Raw genomic sequence first — 15,147 nt, 5'->3', positions numbered from 1 at the left:
ACGCCCACCATGCAATTAGTTGTAATGTCGGATGCGACACCGCCGCTGCACATGCGCCACCAAGTTTCGTGAAAAGGAACCTGAGCCTGGCAACCCGGCGTAGTGGTTGCGCGACTGGCCCCCAGCGCCATCCTCACGGCTTCAATACGGGCGCCAGGTAGTAATCGCCGCTGCTGTCCAGCTCGGGATACTCCGGTGACCGCAGCGAGATGAGTCCGGTACGGACGGGGGAGCTGCGCATCAGACCGCCACGCGAAAACACCAGCGCGGTATAGCTGATGACGTACTGCAATCCGTCACCGGCGGTAGTGTCGAACTCCATCTCCAGTTCCTCACCCAGGCGGAGCGGCCTTCGATCCAGCAGATTCCAGTAGACATCGAAAGCCAACAGCACCGAATCGGGAGAGCTGGCATAGGATGCGTACGTTCTTCCCTGGTATTGCAGGTCGCCTGCATACGTCAGCCCTGGCACATCCAAGCGCACGAAGACACTGATGGGCCCACCCGGAAACGCGCACTTCCTCAAGGATGACCGCCCTCTTTCCTGATCCATGAAGATGCGTGGTTGTACCGGAGCAGCTGCATAAACCGTATCAAGCACAACGTCCGGATAGGCGGTGTAGTGTTCGCATGCCATTGCCGGCACGGATACCAGTGACAAGCCGGCAAGAACGGATCCAAGCAGTGAGCGAAGACGGGTGTAATGGACGATGGCCAGACGCATTGAATATCCTCATCGCAAATCAGCTCATCGTGCCCACCCTCGTCAACGCAGCCCATCAAATCCGTTGCAGATGTCCGACGTGGTCCTACCAGTAGTCCACGTTGAGCACTGCCTCCCCCTTGATCAGGCCTGGAACAAGAGCATCCGCGGTGCGGTAATAGCGGGCGGTGAAAGCATGGTCATGCACTCCCCCCGTGCCGGGATTGAAGTGCCAGGCCCGCCCAAACTGCACCTCGCTGCCGCCACGTAGAAGCTGTACACGGACCCCCTTGGCGCCGGAATCCGCTGTAGGGGTCAACAGGCTTCCGGTGTTGCCCCCATCCCCTGCGTCCTTCAACATCAGTTCCGCGCGCGGCACGTTGGCCCCGCACTCCATGCGAACCACCACGATCTTGTCTTTCGCCGTATCCCCCGGCGCGATCAACTCCGCGACACTGACATCCTGTAGCACTTCCGCGACGTCCCGCACAGGGCAGGTTGTCGGAGGAAACTGCATGTCAATACTGATGGGAAGACTTGCATTGATCGTCGAATGGTCAGCGGACGAGAATTCCAGATCCACCTTCGTCTGGAAGTCCCGCATTCTTTCGCCGCGGCTGTACACGTATGCGATCACGATGAAATTCGTGTTGCCAGGAACACTTGGAAAACTGTTGGAGCCAAGTCGCAGTGGCCAGTACGAACGGTCTCCATCGCTTGCAACAAATCCCAGCAGCGCCGAATCAGGACCAACTTCGTACAGCGGAAGCCGACCTTGGATGGGATACGCGGTGAAGTCCACATCCGAGACCCAACGCAGTGCCGGGCCCACCAGGGTCATATCCAGAGAGTGCTTACTGGAAACGGGGCAACCGCTGGAACTGATATTGGTTCCGTCGTCCCATATCATGCGGACCGTGTCAGGATGCCCGGGCCTGCTCTTGTTGATGACGATGGGCGCTTGTACGGTGAACGTGCAGCTGCTTGCATGGCCCGCCAGGGCAAGCAGCAAGGAAACTACCATGGCGAGGAAAAGCCGACGAAACCATCGGCGCGTGTCAGTAGCAGTGTGCAATTGATCAATCTCCTGCCAGTAGCCCGGCGATCGGCGTTCATAGAAGAAAGCGAAGGGGGTGGTGACGCGCCCATTGCTCTTGGCCCGTCCAGGACCATCGATTGGGCCGTGATTGTCCGCTGGCAACTGCAACGCACTCACCAGTAGTCCACGTTGAGCAAGGCTTCGCCCTTGATCAGGCCGGGCACCAACGATTCATTGGTGCGGATGTAGCGCGCGGTAAAGGCAATCTCATGCGTGCCGCCGGCACCGGGCTCAAAACGCCAGATGCGCCCGAAATTCACTTCACGGCCTGCTTGCAGGAGCTGCAACCGCACGCCTTTCGCATCTGAATCCGGCGTCGGCGTCAGCTGGCTTCCAGAATTTGTCGCGTCGCCAGCATCGGTCAAGGTGATCTGCGCACGCGGTGCGTCCGAACCGCAGTTCATGCGCACCGCCAGCGGCTTCTCCTTGGCTGTACTGCCCGGACCAGGCAGTTCCGCCAGCTGCACATTCGGGAGCACTTCCGAAACATCCTGCAGGGGACAGGTTACGGCCGGGAATCGGGGCGCCAGGTAGTAGGCTGCGCTGGAGTCCAGGCCCGGATATTCCGGCGATCGCAACGAGATCTGACCGGTGCGGACACTGGACGTGCGCATGCGCCCACCGCGCGAGAAGACCAGCGCTGTGTAGTTGATGGTGTGCTGGAGCCCGTCACCGGCGGAAGTCTGGTAATCCATCGCCAGCTCCTCCCCGAGACGAAGCGGCTTTCGCTCAAAGATATTGGAGTAGACATCGAAGGCGAGCAGCGCTGAGTCTGGAGAGGACGCATAGGACGCGTAGGTCCGACCTTCATAGTGAAGCTCCCCGGCATAGACAAGCCCGGGAACATCCAGCCTGACGAGCACTGCAATGGGGCCACCGGGAAACGAGCACTTGCGCAAGGCGGACCGCCCTCGCTCCTGCGCCATGAAAACATATGGCGCAACCGGGGCGGACAGATAGACCGAATCAACTACAACATCCGGATAAGCGGTGTAGTGCTCGCATGCCTGCGCGGCCCCTGTAACCAGCAGGAGTGCCGCGAGAAGAACGTACGGTAACGCACAGGGTGGCATGCAGCGGGGAATGGCAGGATGCACAGCGAGTCTCTGAGGAATTTCAATTCATCGTCATCGCTTCCACCACATCACGCCATCGAATCCCTTGCAGAACGCCAGGAAAACCGCGGCAAAGATACCGCCTGAATGTGCTGACGCCGCATGGAACCACGACGCTGCCCCCTTTACCAATAGTCGACATTCAGTACCGCTTCGCCCTTGATCTGCCCGGGCTCCAACGCCTCGTTGGTGCGGATGTAGCGCGCAGTGAACGCGATGTCATGCGTGCCACCCACGCCGGGTTCGAAATCCCAGATACGTCCAAAGTTCACTTCACTTCCGCCCTGCAGGAGCTGCACCCGCACGCCTTTCGCATCCGAGTCAGCCGTTGGCGTCAGTTGGCTACCTGAGTTTGTCCGGTCGCCAGCGTCGGTCAAGGTGATCTGCGCACGCGGTGCATCCGTACCGCAGCTCATGCGCACTGCGACGGGCTTCTCCTTGGCGGTACTACCCGGCACGGGCAATTCCGCCAACTGCACATCCTGGAGCGTCTCCGAGACATCCTGCAGCGGACAGGTCACTGCAGGAAACTGGGGAGCCAGATAGTAGGAGGACGTCAGATCAAGCTCAGGGTGTGCCGGTGATCGCAGCGAGACCTGCCCGGTCCGCACGCTGGACGTGCGCATGCGCCCGCCCCGCGAAAACACCAGCGCCGTGTAGTTGATGGTGTTCTGCAAGCCATCCCCCGCAGCGGTCTCATACGGCAGTTCCAGCTCCTCACCCAAGCGCAGTGGTCTTCGGTCAAAAATGTTCGAGTACGCGTCGAACGCAAGCAATGCAGAATCAGTCCCGGTAGCATAGGAAGCGTAGGCCCGCCCCTGGTACTGAATGTCCCCGACGTAGACCAAGCCAGGAATCTCCAGCCGCACGAAGACCGACACCGTGCCACCGGGCAGTGAGCACTTCTCATATGCGGCCCGACCGCGTTCCTCGGCCATGAATACATTGGCTCCGGACGGCGGGGATGTGTAGACGGTGTCGAGCAGTACATCCGGCTTCGCTGAATACTGCTCGCAGGCCATTGCGGCTCCCGCCGTCACAACGAGCGCCAAGGCAGTGAACAGTTTCGCCGGAATCGATTTGCGCAGCACCATGCCGGTAGATGCAGTGCGAACATGAGCAGACATGCAACATTCTCCGTTATGGACAGTGGCCGCCGCACGTTGCGTGCGCACGGCCATCACTCACTCGTAGTCAGCAGTGACCACGATCTCGGTAGAAACCTCACCCGCGCTCGGCGCTTCGCCGGTGGGCAGGAAATAGGCGGCACGCAGGTCGTAACGCGCGGTGGCGCCAGCCACCGGCACATCGATGCCGGTGTCACCATCCTTCAGATAGTTGCTGCCGGTGGTACCGGACAGCAGCGAGATCGACACGCCTTCGGCGGCATCGCTTACAGCGGTGTTCTTCCAGCGCGTTGCATCGCCGTCGGCGGCGGTACCGGCGAAGGACAGCACGGCCTTGCTTACGCCAACGCAGCCCGCGAATTGCAGCGCCCCGGCCTTGATCTGCGCATCGGCGCCGGGCGTCAGGTCGCTGGCCTTCACCGGGTCCAAGGTGATCGGCGCTGCGGTGAGCGTGCAGGTGCCGGGAAGCACCTTGCCGCTGATGGTGAGGGTGGCGCTATCGGCCAGAGCCAGCGGCGCGGCGGCCAGCAGTGCGGTGCACAGAGTGATGCGGTTGAACAGGTTCATGAAAGAACTCCTTGGGTTGAAAGAATGGAATCAGGACATCAGAACGAGGTGGCTTCGACCGCATCCAGGGCGGCCTGCAGCCCATTACTCGGGGCCGGCAGCGGCGTGCACACCGCCTGGCTCCACGACAGCCCGTAGGCATCGGGGGCATCCGGGGTGGTGTATTCCAGGCGGCAGCGATGTGGGCCGTCCGGGTCGACGATCAGCTGGCCCTGTTCGGGTGCGCCACGCAGCTGGATCACACCGCCCTGGCCCACTGCGCCATAGCTGCGGCCGGTCTCATCTTCGATACGCGCGGCAAATGGCAGCGGCTGGCCCAGCGCATCGGTGGCGTCGATGAACAATGTGCGCTCGCGCTTGGCATTGAACGCAACCCGCACGATGCTGCCCGCCGTCGGCGCAATCCGCTGCGAGGTCTGCAGCAGCTCCACATCCATCGGCAGGCCCGACGGGTCCAGCTCGATCTGGTTCCAGCGGTAGGGGCTCACGTGCGGCAGCAGCGCATAGCCGTTGCGACCGATGCGCACGTCGCTGCCGTAGCCGATGCGGGCACCCTGCGCGCCATCTGCCTGTACCAGCGCGAAGCCATCGCCCACCGGCGCACCGAAGTTGATGCCATCGCGGTGCACCACCACACTGCCGGCCGCGCTGGCGTTGAAGGCGTTGTAATCACCCGACCGGCTGTAGCCGGCGGTGACCGTGCCATGCCCACCGCGATAGGACGCGTAGGCATTGGCGCTTCCCGCCCCGTCACTGGAATCGCTGGCAGACAGGCTGTAACTCAGCTGCTGATCGGCACCCAGCGTTCCGTTCAGGCCCAGCTGGCCCTGATCGCCGCGTGCCGAATGGGCTACCTGGGTGCTCAAGCGCGGTGCGCGCGGGGCCGAGCCCAACGGAATGCTGAAGGTCGCCGCATAGCGGGTGTCCTGGCGGCCATCGCCCATCTGCAGGCGCATGGCAGACAGGCTCAGATTGGCGCGGCCCATGCTGGTCTGGAAGCGCAGCTGCAGATCGTTGTGCTGCTGCGCGCTGTCCCAATAGCGCACCTGTCCGCCATTGAGCGAGAGCGTGCTGCGCTCGCCAATACGCTGCGAGAAGTTCACCTGGAAGCGCTGGCGCGCACGGCCACTGACGCCCCACTCGTCGTTGTACGCCTGGGCGAAATCATTCAGGGAGAGATAGCCGCGCGTGCTGTAACGCAGCGCTGCCAAGCCGAAGTTGGTACCCGTTGCGGTGATGTAGCGCTGGTAGTTCAGCCGGAAGCTGTTGCCGGTCACCTGTTCGCCATTGGCCAGGCGTGCGCGCGAATGGGTAACGTCGGCACCGAACGCACCGAGCGGTGTATTGATTGCACCGCCGAACAGTGCGGACTGGAAGTCTTCGGCAATCTGCACCCCGCCCAGCGCGGTGAAATGGTTGCTGATGCCACGTGCGTAGGTGCCTTCGGCAAAGCGCAGTGCTTCACGCACACCGCGTGCATCGCGAAGTTCACCGGCGGTGACGCTGAAGCGGCTGGCGCCCGGCCGCAGCGCCTGCGGCACTGCGGAGAAGTTGACAGTGAACTGCTGCTGGCGGCCATCGGCTTCAGTGACGGTGACGTCCAGGTCGCCACTGAAGTTGGTCGGGTACAGATCTTCGATGGAGAACGGCCCCGGCGCCACGCTTACTTCGTGGATGACGTGGCCATTCTGGCGGATGCTCACCACTGCGTTGGTTTCGGCAACGCCCTGCACCACCGGCGCGAAGCCGCGCAGCGAGTCCGGCAGCATGCGCTCATCGCTGGCCACCCGCACACCGGTGAATGACAGCGACTCGAACAGTTCGCCACCGGTCGTGCCCTGCCCCAACAGCAGCTGGGCATTCCATGCCGGAAGATCGCGCTGCAGCGTGCTGCTGATCACATCATGACGCGAGCCATGGCTGCCTTGGCTGAAGGACGAACGGTGACGCAGCCGCCACGCGCCCAGGTTCACGCCCGTGTTCAGCCCCAGATGGGTCGCCTGCTGGCCCTGGTTGCGGCTGTGGTTGATGTTGTAATCGAAGAAGGCTGCCGTGACGCCGTGGTCGCGCTGTGCAGGTGCCACGTAGCCGCGCGCATCGCGCGCCTGCGCAGCCTGCGGCACGTTCACTAGAAGCTGCAGATTGCTTTCATCGAACTCGACCGTGGCACCGTCGATCAGGCTGGGAAGTGCGACGCAGCCTTCATCATCCTGGTCCAGCTCGGCCAGGAACATCTCCTTCAGCGGCAACTGGCGTACCAGCCCGGCCGGCAGGCACGGGGTTGCCCCCAGAGGTGCCGGCGCCGCCACAAAGGTGATGTCGCGCTTGTCGTGGAACTGGCCATTGACCACCACGTCCAGGGGATACACGCCCGGCTCCATGGGGTTGCCCTGCGCATAGCGCTGCATGTCGATGGCCCGGCCACCAATCAGGAAGCCCTCGCTGAACTGCAGGGACTCATCGCCATGGGCACTGGCATGACCGGCAATCGCCATTGCCACGGCGGCGGCAATCGCCAGCCCCAGTGGACGGCTGGCAAAACGATGCGGCGTGCGGAGATGAAGGAGGCGCATGTGCATGGTTAGCGTCACTCGATGAGGCCGAAGGCGACATCGCTCGTAGTCGAAGTGGGCCGAAGCGTAGACAGCGTGCGACCGGCTTCCCATGCAATTTGTTGCAAAGCGACAACGCGCCACGAAACCACGCGGTTTCCAGCCAAGCCACTGTTTCGGCGCAATTCAGGCTTGTTTTCAACAAATGACAGCAGTCAATCGAATGCATTGCAGATGCACCGAACGCCGCATGCGACAGCTTGTCGCAGCCGGAAATGACGCTTCTTAACCGGACGCTGTACCGCAAGCACGGACTCAACTGCCCTGCAAGCACCTTGCAACTAATTGCATATCCACGTGCCGCCCGGCTGGGAACACTGTGCGCATCCGCTGGCTCGTCCAATGCGGATTCCCCTGATTCCCTACCAAGGACACTCCCATGTCGAACCGATTGAACCTGATTGCCGCCGGCGCGCTCGCGCTGGCCCTGTCTCCCGCCGCATTCGCCGAGAAGCTGGAAATCACCGGCGAGCTGATGACCAGCACGTGCTCGGTGGATGCCACCGGCGGCACCATCACCGTGCCGATGGGCAAGGTGGACGTCGCGTGGGTGAATGAAGCCGAGCGTGCCGGCATGAAGAACTTCAGCATCCTGCTGGACTGCACCGGCTCCGGCGCTGCGCAGGATGTAGGTGTGCGCTTTGGCGGCACGCCCGACGGCAGCACCGGCAACCTGGCGCTGACGGCTGCCTCTACGGCCACAAACGTGGGTGTTGCGCTGTACGACGCTTCAGGCAACCACCAGAAGCTGGGCGAGGACCCGCTGCAGTGGGTGAACATCCCGGCTGCCGGCAAGGGCCAACTGGACTACAGCGCCTGGTATTCCTCGCCTGGCAAGAACGCCACGGCCGGCACGGCCAACGCCTCGGGCGATTTCGTCGTGCTTTACAAGTAACGCACACCCGTGCGCGCCACCCCCGTGGTGGCGCGCCTTATTGGAGGACGACCTGATGAAGATCCGTGCAATGACGTGGATGACCGCGCTGCTCGCTGGCGCCCTGGCGCTGCCGGCATCGGCAGCGGTGACGCTGCAGGGCACGCGCATCGTGCATGACGCGGCCCAGGGCCGCGATGTAACCGTGAAGGCCACCAACGGTGGCGACAAGGTCGCCATGGTGCAGGTCTGGATTGACGATGGCGACAGCCATGCACGCCCCGAGAACGTGCGCACGCCCTTCCGCCTGACGCCGGCCGACCCGCGCCTGCTGCAGGCCCACCAGGGGCAGGCGTACCGCATTACTTACGCGCCGCGCCCGTCGGAGACACCGCTGCCGACGGATCGTGAATCGCTGTTCTACTTCAACCTGCTGGACATTCCGCCCAAACCCACCGATGCCGCCGGCAAGAACCTGCTGCAGTTCGCCGTGCGCACGCGGGTGAAGCTGTTCCACCGCCCGGCCGGCCTGCCCGGCAAGCCGCGTGATGCGGCCGGGCAACTGCAATGGCGTGCGCAGGCCGGTGCCCTGCTGGTGAGCAACCCCAGCGCCTACCACGTGACTGTAAGCACGCTGACCCTGCCCGACGGCCGCAAGGTGGAAGCAGAGATGATCGCACCGGGCGCGCAGGTACGTCTGCCGCTTCCGAGTGGTGCGGCGATGCCCGCGTCGGTGACGTTCCAGTGGCTGGACGATTACGGCACGCCACGTGATGCCGAGGCGAAGATCTCCCCTTGAGCGCAGCCTGACGCGCGAGCCGTCTTCTGTAGAGCCGAGCCCATGCTCGGCTGCTTTGCGGCCAGATCGGGCTGAACCCCGTGCATTGCGCTATGAGCCGAGCATGGGCTCGGCTCTACATGCTTTGTCGTAATTGACGCGCTCCCGTGCGCGCGGGCCATCTGCAACGCTTTCGAACTTTCCAACAATTCTCATTGGCAGCGCAGGCGCTTCATGCAAATCATGTGGCGCCACCGACAACGGGTGGCACGGGCTTGCAATCCCGTTTGATCGATGTTGTTTACGCTTGCCTGCCGGCGTCGCCTCCTTCCCCTGTGCCTGGGCGGCGTCGGCAGGCATTCCGTCTATGCCTACATGGCGGACGGTGCGCGGGGGCCTCGTGCCCGCCGGCGTTTCTACATCGGTCACCGGTATTGCAACCACGCACCGTCCGCCACCCTCGCTGTTAAGCAGGGTGGCCCCTTGCCGCTTGCACAAGGACGCCGCCATGACCGCTTCCCCCTACCCGCACTTGTTCGCCACCCTGGGCGAGGCCGCCACGCGCCTGCCCGATGACCTGGCCCGCACGCTGGAAGACACCTTAGTTGCGCTGCAGACCGGTAACAGCCCTGGCGCCATCACCCTGCAGGCCTGCCTGCAGTACATCCGCCAAGGCGATGCCGCCGATGGCCAGCCGTGGCCCGGCAGCAACCGCACACCCGGGCAGCGCCTGGCCTTGGCGCGCATCGACCGCGCCAATCCGGGGCTGAGTTTCCTGCTGGAACTGCTGCACGCCACCGAACGCGTGCGCGTGGACGGGGATATCGACCAGCACATGGATGACGGCGCGCGCGAAGGGCTGTTGCTGGCCTGCCGTGGGCTGGCCGAGTATGTGGATGTGCAGTTGCACGCGGCGTAGCGCTGAGCGATTCAGATACACCCTGCCTCGGTAGGTGTCGACCTTGGTCGACACGGTGTTGCCGCGAGCGGCTGATGCGTGCCAACCAAGGTTGGCACCTACCAGAGCAATGGTGCCTGCGCGACCGTTTGGGCGCGCGCGGCTGACACATTCGTGCCAACCAAGGTTGGCACCTACCAGAGCAACATCGATCTGACCCCACCCCGAAGGTTGGCACCCAGCAGTGCAGTACCGCTGCGGCTACGCGAAGTGCTGGTATCCGCCGTCGGCGGCTTCGCCATCCACGTGTACGCCCTGCCCTTCGGCAATACGACCGATGCGGGTAAGCGGTACGTCCAGCGATTCGGCCAGGTAGTGCAGCGCGTCGCGCTGGTCGGCGGCGGCGGTGAAGCACAGTTCGTAGTCGTCGCCACCGCGCAGTGCGCAGTCGCGTGCACCGTCGCGGCCGAGCAGCTCACGCAGCGCGTGCGAGATCGGCAGCGAATCGGCATCCACATGCGCGGCCACGTTGCTGCGCGTGGCGATATGGCCCAGATCGGCCAGCAGGCCGTCGGAGACATCCACGGCCGCGTGCGCGAAGGCACGCAGGCGCAGGCCGAGGGTCACGCGTGGCGTCGGTCGCAGCAGGCGCAGGCGCAGGCTCTCGTAGTCGGCCAGTAGGGTGGCAGTGGTTACGCTCAGCGCCCCCTGCTGCCACAGGCGCAGCGCACCGGCGGCATCGCCCAGCGTGCCACTCACCCAGAGGTCGTCGCCCACCTGTGCGCGGTCGCGGCGCAGTGCCTGGCCACGCCCGACCTGGCCCATTGCGGTCACCGACAGCGACAGCGGGCCACGCGTGGTGTCGCCACCGATCAGCGCGATGTCGTGCTGGTCGGCCAGGGCGAAGAAGCCATCGGCGAAAGCCTCGATCCAGTCTTCGGTGGCTTCCGGCAGCGACAACGCCAACGTGCACCACGCCGGGCGCGCGCCCATCGCGGCCAGGTCCGACAGGTTGACCGCCAGGGTCTTCCAGCCGATGTCGAAGGCCGGGGTTTCCACCGGGAAGTGCACGCCGCTGTTGAGCGTGTCGGCGGTAACCACCAGTTGTTCATTGGCACGCGGCTGCAGCAGCGCGGCGTCATCGCCGATGCCGAGCAGGATGTCGTCGCGCTCGAGGGTACGGGCGCGGATGCGGTCGATGAGGGCGAATTCGGCCAGGGACATGGGGCGTTCCGGCGGGTTGCATGGATGGGCGGCGGGCGCGGATGCCGACCAGGTGAACCGGCTGGGGGGGGTAGAGTCGACTGTCAGTCGACTGCTCTCCCGTCCGACACTACGACTGCTGATCGAAAGGCAGTCGACTGACAGTCGACTCTACCGAAGCAGATTCCCGCGCCGTTCAATGAACGATGCGGGACGCAGGGGGTCAGTGACCCGATTCGACCTTGCGCCATTCCACGGCGGCACGATCCAGCACGCCGTTGACGTAGGTGTGGCCGTGCTCGGAACCGAAGCGCTTGGCCGATTCGATGGCTTCGTTGATCACCACGCGGTACGGCACGTCCAGGCGGTAGCGCAGCTCGTAGGCGGCCAGGCGCAGCACCGCGCGTTCGATCGCGTCCACTTCTTCGATGCCACGGTCCAGGTACGGGCCGAGCGCTTCGTCGATGTCGCGGCGGTTGTCGAGCACGCCGTGCAGCAGCGCCTCGAAGTACGCCAGGTCGGCGATTTCGCGGGCCTGCTCGTGGGCGAACTGGGCGATCAGCGACTGGGCGTTGCCGCCGGAGATCTGCCAGGCATAGATGGCCTGCACGGCACGACGGCGGGCGCGCGAGCGCAGCACCGGATCGACGCCATCGCGGCGGACGGGTTTACCGGAGGGCTTGCCCTGGGTGTTCTTGTTCATGGCAGCTGCTCCAGAAGATTGACCATTTCCAATGCGGCGAGTGCGACTTCCTCGCCCTTGTTGCCGTGGCTGCCGCCTGCGCGGGCCTCGGCGTCTTCAACGCGTTCCACCGCCAGCACGCCGTTCAGCACCGGCACGCCGAAGTCCAGCTGCACGCGCATCAGGCCTTCAGCGCAGCGGTCGGCCACGTGTTCGTAGTGACGGGTATCGCCACGGATCACGCAGCCTAGGGTGAGGATGGCGGCGTGTTCATGGGCGGCGGCCAGGCGCGCGGCCACCAGCGGCAGTTCCCAGGCACCCGGCACGCGGATCACGTCGATGTTGGCTTCGGTGATGCCGTTGCCGGCCAGGCTCTGGCGGGCGCCAGCGACCAGCGTGTCGGTGATGCGGGCATTCCAGCGGCTGGCCAGGATGGCGAAGCGCGCCGATTCGGGAGTGCGAAGATCGCCTTCGAAGTGGCTCATATGCGGCTTGGGGGACTCGATAAGGGGGTAATTCTAGCGTGGATGGGCCCCGGCCGTGGCTGGCGGGGCCTCCAAGGGGCCTTCTGTAGAGCCGAGCCATGCTCGGCTGCTCTCTGCCGCCGGACTGGACACCCCCGCGCTGCGCGCGTAAGCCGAGCATGGCTCGGCTCTACAAGGGTGTCATGGCCGGGGCGCGGGCCTCAGCAGCCCACCGTCTCCACCACTTCCAGGCCGTAACCGGCCAGGCCGACCTGGCGGCGCGGGGTGCCCAGCACGCGCAGCTTGCCCAGGCCCAGGTCGGACAGGATCTGCGCACCGGCACCATTGCGACGCCACTGGCCCACGTCCTTGTCCTTGCCCGGCACCACCGGTGCCGGCTGCTGGCGCAGGCGGGCCAGCAGGGCTTCGCCATCGCGCGGGGCCGACAGCACCACCATCACGCCGCTGCCCTCGGCATCGATCGCACGCAGGGCATCGGTGGCGGCCACGCCGAAGTCATCGCGGCGCCAGTGCAGCAGGTCGGCCAGTGGGTTTTCCACTTGCACGCGCACCAGGGTCGGGGTGTCCGCATCCGGGGTGCCGCGGACCAGGGCGAAATGCAGGTCGTGGGCGATGCGGTCGCGGTAGGTCACCAGCTTGAACGGGCCGAACTCGGTGTCGATCTCGCGCTCATCCACGCGCTCGACGGTCTTTTCGGTGGCCAGGCGGTAGGCGATCAGGTCGGCGATGGAGCCCATCTTCAGGCCATGCTCGCGGGCGAACACTTCCAGCTCCGGGCGGCGCGCCATGCTGCCATCCGGGTTCAGGATCTCCACCAGCACGCCGGCCGGTTCCAGCCCGGCCAGCATGGCCATGTCCACGGCCGCTTCGGTGTGGCCGGCGCGGGTCAGCACGCCACCCGGCTGGGCGATCAGCGGGAAGATGTGGCCCGGCTGGTGCAGATCCGACGGCTTGGCGTTGGGCTTCACCGCGGTGCGGATGGTGTGGGCGCGGTCATGCGCCGAAATGCCGGTGGTGACGCCCTCGGCGGCCTCGATGCTGACCGTGAAGTTGGTCTGGAACTGGGCGGTATTGGCCTGCACCATCGGCGCCAGGCCGAGATCGGCGGCGCGGGTACGGTTCAGCGGCAGGCACACCAGGCCACGGCCATGGGTGACCATGAAGTTGATGTCCGACGGTTTGACCATCTCGGCGGCCATGATCAGATCACCCTCGTTCTCGCGGTCTTCGTCATCGACGATGACGACCATGCGGCCCAGGCGGATGTCTTCCAGGATTTCCGGAATCGGGGCGAAATTCATGCGACATCTCCCTGTGGGTGCTGACCGTTGGCCGGCACACTGATCAGCCGCTCCACATAACGGGCGACCAGATCGATTTCAAGATTGACCGCGCTGCCCACGCCTGCGGCGGAGAAGGCGGTGTTGGCCACGGTGTGCGGGATCAGGGCGACTTCAAAGCCTTCGCCGTCCACTTCGTTGACGGTGAGGCTGACGCCGTCCACGCAGATCGAGCCCTTCTTGGCCATGTAGCGGCGCAGCGAGTCCGGCGCGGCGAAACGCCAGCGCTGGGCACGCGCGTCTTCGTGGATGGACAGCACCTGGCCCAAGCCGTCGACGTGGCCGCTGACCAGATGGCCGCCAAGGCGGTCGGTCGGGCGCATGGCGCGCTCCAGGTTGATGACCGCCCCTTCGCCCAGCTGGCCCAGCGTGGTCAGGCCCAGGGTCTCGGTAGAGGCATCGGCCTGGAAGCTGCTGGCGTCGAACGCGATGACGGTGAGGCAGACGCCGTTGATGGCAATGCTCTCGCCCATCTGCACGTTGTCGAACGGCAGATTCCCGACATTGAAGGTGAAGCGGACATCGCCGCCGATGGATTCGCGTGCGGCCAGACGGCCGACGCCTTCGATGATTCCAGTAAACACGTAACGTTCTCCGCGAAAAGTGAGCGAAAAACGCCGCAAGGCAAACAGGCGCACGCAGGGCAAGAGCCCTGTGGCACCGTCTTCTTTCATCCGGACTATGACCGTCGGCTCCGGCATTGGACCGGATCTGCTGACCCCCGGCCGTGGGCCGGAGCGCTCGCGGGCTCGTGCTTGCGCACCTACCGCCGGTGGGGAATTGCACCCCGCCCTGAAGACGTTTATGTACCGGCGAACCGGCATGGCCAGTGTACCAGCCTGGGCTGAACGGGGTCGGATGCCACAGCTGTGACGGCCGTCGCTCGCAATTTGTAAAACTTTCATTAAAATTCTGTCCCGGACGACATGAGGTCGCCACGGGCAGCCCGCAGGGCAGGCCCGCCAATGGACTGAAATTCACAGGAATTCCCATGCGCAAGATCCTGATCGTGGCCGCCCTGCTGGCCGCCGCCCCGTTCTCGGCTTCGGCCGACGCCCTGAGCTACACCTACGTTGAAGGCGGCTGGACGCAGGTCAAGACCAACGACGACCTGCTGGATGACCCGAAGGTCGACGGCGGCTATCTGCGTGGCTCGGTCGCCCTGTCCGAACAGGTCCATGTGTTCGGTGGCTGGACCTACGCCAGCAAGTCGTACAACTACGACTACGGCTCCTACAAGCTGAAGCTGAACCAGCCGGAGCTGGGCATCGGCTACCACATGCCGTGGACCGACCGCGTCGACTTCACCGCTGACGCCGCCTGGGTCCGCCAGCAGGCCGAAATCACCGTCAACTCCGATTTCTACGGCCGCCTGCGCAACAAGGACCACACCAACCTGGGCCGCGTCACCGTGGGCCTGCGTGGCAAGCCGTCGCGCATGACCGAAGCCTGGGTCAAGACCGGCTACATGGACGGTGGCAACAACTTCAAGGGCACCTGGGTCGGCACCCTGGGTGGCCAGATCAACTTCACCAAGACCTGGGGTCTGGTGGGCGAGATCTCCGGCTACCGCGATGTCACCCAGTACTCGGCCGGCGTCCGCGCCAGCTTCTGATCCAACGATCGCTCCTCGTCGTGCGATCGAACGGGCCCCGCAAGGGGCC

General features: G+C 64.6%; 15 protein-coding genes and 1 riboswitch. Of the genes, 4 read left to right on the top strand and 11 right to left on the bottom strand.

The window, feature by feature from the left end; translation table 11 throughout:
• Positions 1-133 precede the first annotated feature (133 nt).
• From AC5P99_RS13045 to AC5P99_RS13020, 6 genes are all read right to left on the bottom strand, one after another.
• On the bottom strand, positions 134-724 hold the full coding sequence (locus tag AC5P99_RS13045; RefSeq protein WP_495213226.1) for a hypothetical protein: 591 nt from the start codon (positions 722-724) through the stop codon (positions 134-136).
• An 85-nt stretch (positions 725-809) separates the two neighbouring features.
• Entirely contained in the window at positions 810-1,919 is a 1,110-nt protein-coding gene (locus tag AC5P99_RS13040) for a fimbrial protein (protein WP_495213225.1), read from the bottom strand.
• Positions 1,916-2,665, bottom strand: coding sequence for a fimbrial protein (locus AC5P99_RS13035; protein WP_239503547.1), 750 nt, complete (start codon positions 2,663-2,665; stop codon positions 1,916-1,918). Before AC5P99_RS13035 ends, AC5P99_RS13040 begins: the two co-directional genes overlap by 4 nt.
• A gap of 377 nt (positions 2,666-3,042) precedes the next feature.
• Entirely contained in the window at positions 3,043-4,044 is a 1,002-nt protein-coding gene (locus tag AC5P99_RS13030; RefSeq protein ID WP_249335746.1) for a fimbrial protein, read from the bottom strand.
• A gap of 57 nt (positions 4,045-4,101) precedes the next feature.
• Complete coding sequence (locus tag AC5P99_RS13025) at positions 4,102-4,611, bottom strand: fimbrial protein (RefSeq protein WP_099605830.1); 510 nt, start codon at positions 4,609-4,611, stop codon at positions 4,102-4,104.
• A gap of 38 nt (positions 4,612-4,649) precedes the next feature.
• Positions 4,650-7,184 (bottom strand): fimbria/pilus outer membrane usher protein, encoded by a 2,535-nt coding sequence (locus AC5P99_RS13020; RefSeq protein ID WP_495213245.1) that lies wholly within the window; start codon positions 7,182-7,184, stop codon positions 4,650-4,652.
• A gap of 418 nt (positions 7,185-7,602) precedes the next feature.
• On the opposite strand from AC5P99_RS13020, the gene AC5P99_RS13015 reads away from it, so the two are divergent.
• The 3 genes from AC5P99_RS13015 (at position 7,603) to AC5P99_RS13005 (ending at position 9,794) form a co-directional block, all read left to right on the top strand.
• Positions 7,603-8,118: a fimbrial protein gene (locus AC5P99_RS13015; protein ID WP_049451400.1), complete on the top strand. Its 516-nt coding sequence runs from the start codon at positions 7,603-7,605 to the stop codon at positions 8,116-8,118.
• A gap of 55 nt (positions 8,119-8,173) precedes the next feature.
• Positions 8,174-8,896: a fimbrial biogenesis chaperone gene (locus tag AC5P99_RS13010; RefSeq protein ID WP_322534337.1), complete on the top strand. Its 723-nt coding sequence runs from the start codon at positions 8,174-8,176 to the stop codon at positions 8,894-8,896.
• 487 nt (positions 8,897-9,383) lie between these two features.
• Entirely contained in the window at positions 9,384-9,794 is a 411-nt protein-coding gene (locus AC5P99_RS13005; protein WP_495213224.1) for a hypothetical protein, read from the top strand.
• A 240-nt stretch (positions 9,795-10,034) separates the two neighbouring features.
• Here AC5P99_RS13005 and thiL read toward each other — a convergent pair whose 3' ends face one another.
• The 5 genes from thiL to AC5P99_RS12980 all read right to left on the bottom strand — a co-directional run bounded on the left by thiL (position 10,035) and on the right by AC5P99_RS12980 (position 14,067).
• Positions 10,035-10,997 carry a thiamine-phosphate kinase gene (gene thiL, locus AC5P99_RS13000; protein WP_057500329.1) on the bottom strand — a complete coding sequence of 321 codons (963 nt, stop codon included), beginning with the start codon at positions 10,995-10,997 and terminating at the stop codon, positions 10,035-10,037.
• Between the two features lie 202 nt (positions 10,998-11,199).
• Entirely contained in the window at positions 11,200-11,679 is a 480-nt protein-coding gene (nusB, locus tag AC5P99_RS12995) for a transcription antitermination factor NusB (protein ID WP_005408062.1), read from the bottom strand.
• On the bottom strand, positions 11,676-12,143 hold the full coding sequence (gene ribH, locus AC5P99_RS12990; protein ID WP_005408061.1) for a 6,7-dimethyl-8-ribityllumazine synthase: 468 nt from the start codon (positions 12,141-12,143) through the stop codon (positions 11,676-11,678). Before ribH ends, nusB begins: the two co-directional genes overlap by 4 nt.
• A 200-nt stretch (positions 12,144-12,343) precedes the next feature.
• Entirely contained in the window at positions 12,344-13,444 is a 1,101-nt protein-coding gene (gene ribB, locus AC5P99_RS12985) for a 3,4-dihydroxy-2-butanone-4-phosphate synthase (protein WP_495213223.1), read from the bottom strand.
• Complete coding sequence (locus AC5P99_RS12980; RefSeq protein ID WP_495213222.1) at positions 13,441-14,067, bottom strand: riboflavin synthase; 627 nt, start codon at positions 14,065-14,067, stop codon at positions 13,441-13,443. Before AC5P99_RS12980 ends, ribB begins: the two co-directional genes overlap by 4 nt.
• A gap of 74 nt (positions 14,068-14,141) precedes the next feature.
• Positions 14,142-14,287: riboswitch (FMN riboswitch) on the bottom strand.
• A 187-nt stretch (positions 14,288-14,474) separates the two neighbouring features.
• On the opposite strand from AC5P99_RS12980, the gene AC5P99_RS12975 reads away from it, so the two are divergent.
• Complete coding sequence (locus AC5P99_RS12975; protein ID WP_049445008.1) at positions 14,475-15,098, top strand: hypothetical protein; 624 nt, start codon at positions 14,475-14,477, stop codon at positions 15,096-15,098.
• Positions 15,099-15,147: the final 49 nt, after the last annotated feature.

The organism is Stenotrophomonas sp. YJH_SMC_80, assembly GCF_059372495.1.
Note: the sequence above shows the minus strand (reverse complement) of the source record. Positions and strands in the feature narration are given on the sequence as shown.

What these genes read in the sequence shown, in the direction of transcription:
- AC5P99_RS13005 (WP_495213224.1), top strand. Translation starts at nt 9,384, where the DNA reads ATGACCGCTTCCCCCTACCCGCACTTGTTCGCCACCCTGGGCGAGGCC.
- AC5P99_RS13030 (WP_249335746.1), bottom strand. Translation starts at nt 4,044, where the DNA reads ATGTCTGCTCATGTTCGCACTGCATCTACCGGCATGGTGCTGCGCAAA.
- AC5P99_RS13045 (WP_495213226.1), bottom strand. Translation starts at nt 724, where the DNA reads ATGCGTCTGGCCATCGTCCATTACACCCGTCTTCGCTCACTGCTTGGA.
- ribB (WP_495213223.1), bottom strand. Translation starts at nt 13,444, where the DNA reads ATGAATTTCGCCCCGATTCCGGAAATCCTGGAAGACATCCGCCTGGGC.
- nusB (WP_005408062.1), bottom strand. Translation starts at nt 11,679, where the DNA reads ATGAACAAGAACACCCAGGGCAAGCCCTCCGGTAAACCCGTCCGCCGC.
- AC5P99_RS13010 (WP_322534337.1), top strand. Translation starts at nt 8,174, where the DNA reads ATGAAGATCCGTGCAATGACGTGGATGACCGCGCTGCTCGCTGGCGCC.
- AC5P99_RS12975 (WP_049445008.1), top strand. Translation starts at nt 14,475, where the DNA reads ATGCGCAAGATCCTGATCGTGGCCGCCCTGCTGGCCGCCGCCCCGTTC.
- AC5P99_RS13025 (WP_099605830.1), bottom strand. Translation starts at nt 4,611, where the DNA reads ATGAACCTGTTCAACCGCATCACTCTGTGCACCGCACTGCTGGCCGCC.
- AC5P99_RS13015 (WP_049451400.1), top strand. Translation starts at nt 7,603, where the DNA reads ATGTCGAACCGATTGAACCTGATTGCCGCCGGCGCGCTCGCGCTGGCC.
- AC5P99_RS13020 (WP_495213245.1), bottom strand. Translation starts at nt 7,184, where the DNA reads ATGCGCCTCCTTCATCTCCGCACGCCGCATCGTTTTGCCAGCCGTCCA.
- thiL (WP_057500329.1), bottom strand. Translation starts at nt 10,997, where the DNA reads ATGTCCCTGGCCGAATTCGCCCTCATCGACCGCATCCGCGCCCGTACC.
- ribH (WP_005408061.1), bottom strand. Translation starts at nt 12,143, where the DNA reads ATGAGCCACTTCGAAGGCGATCTTCGCACTCCCGAATCGGCGCGCTTC.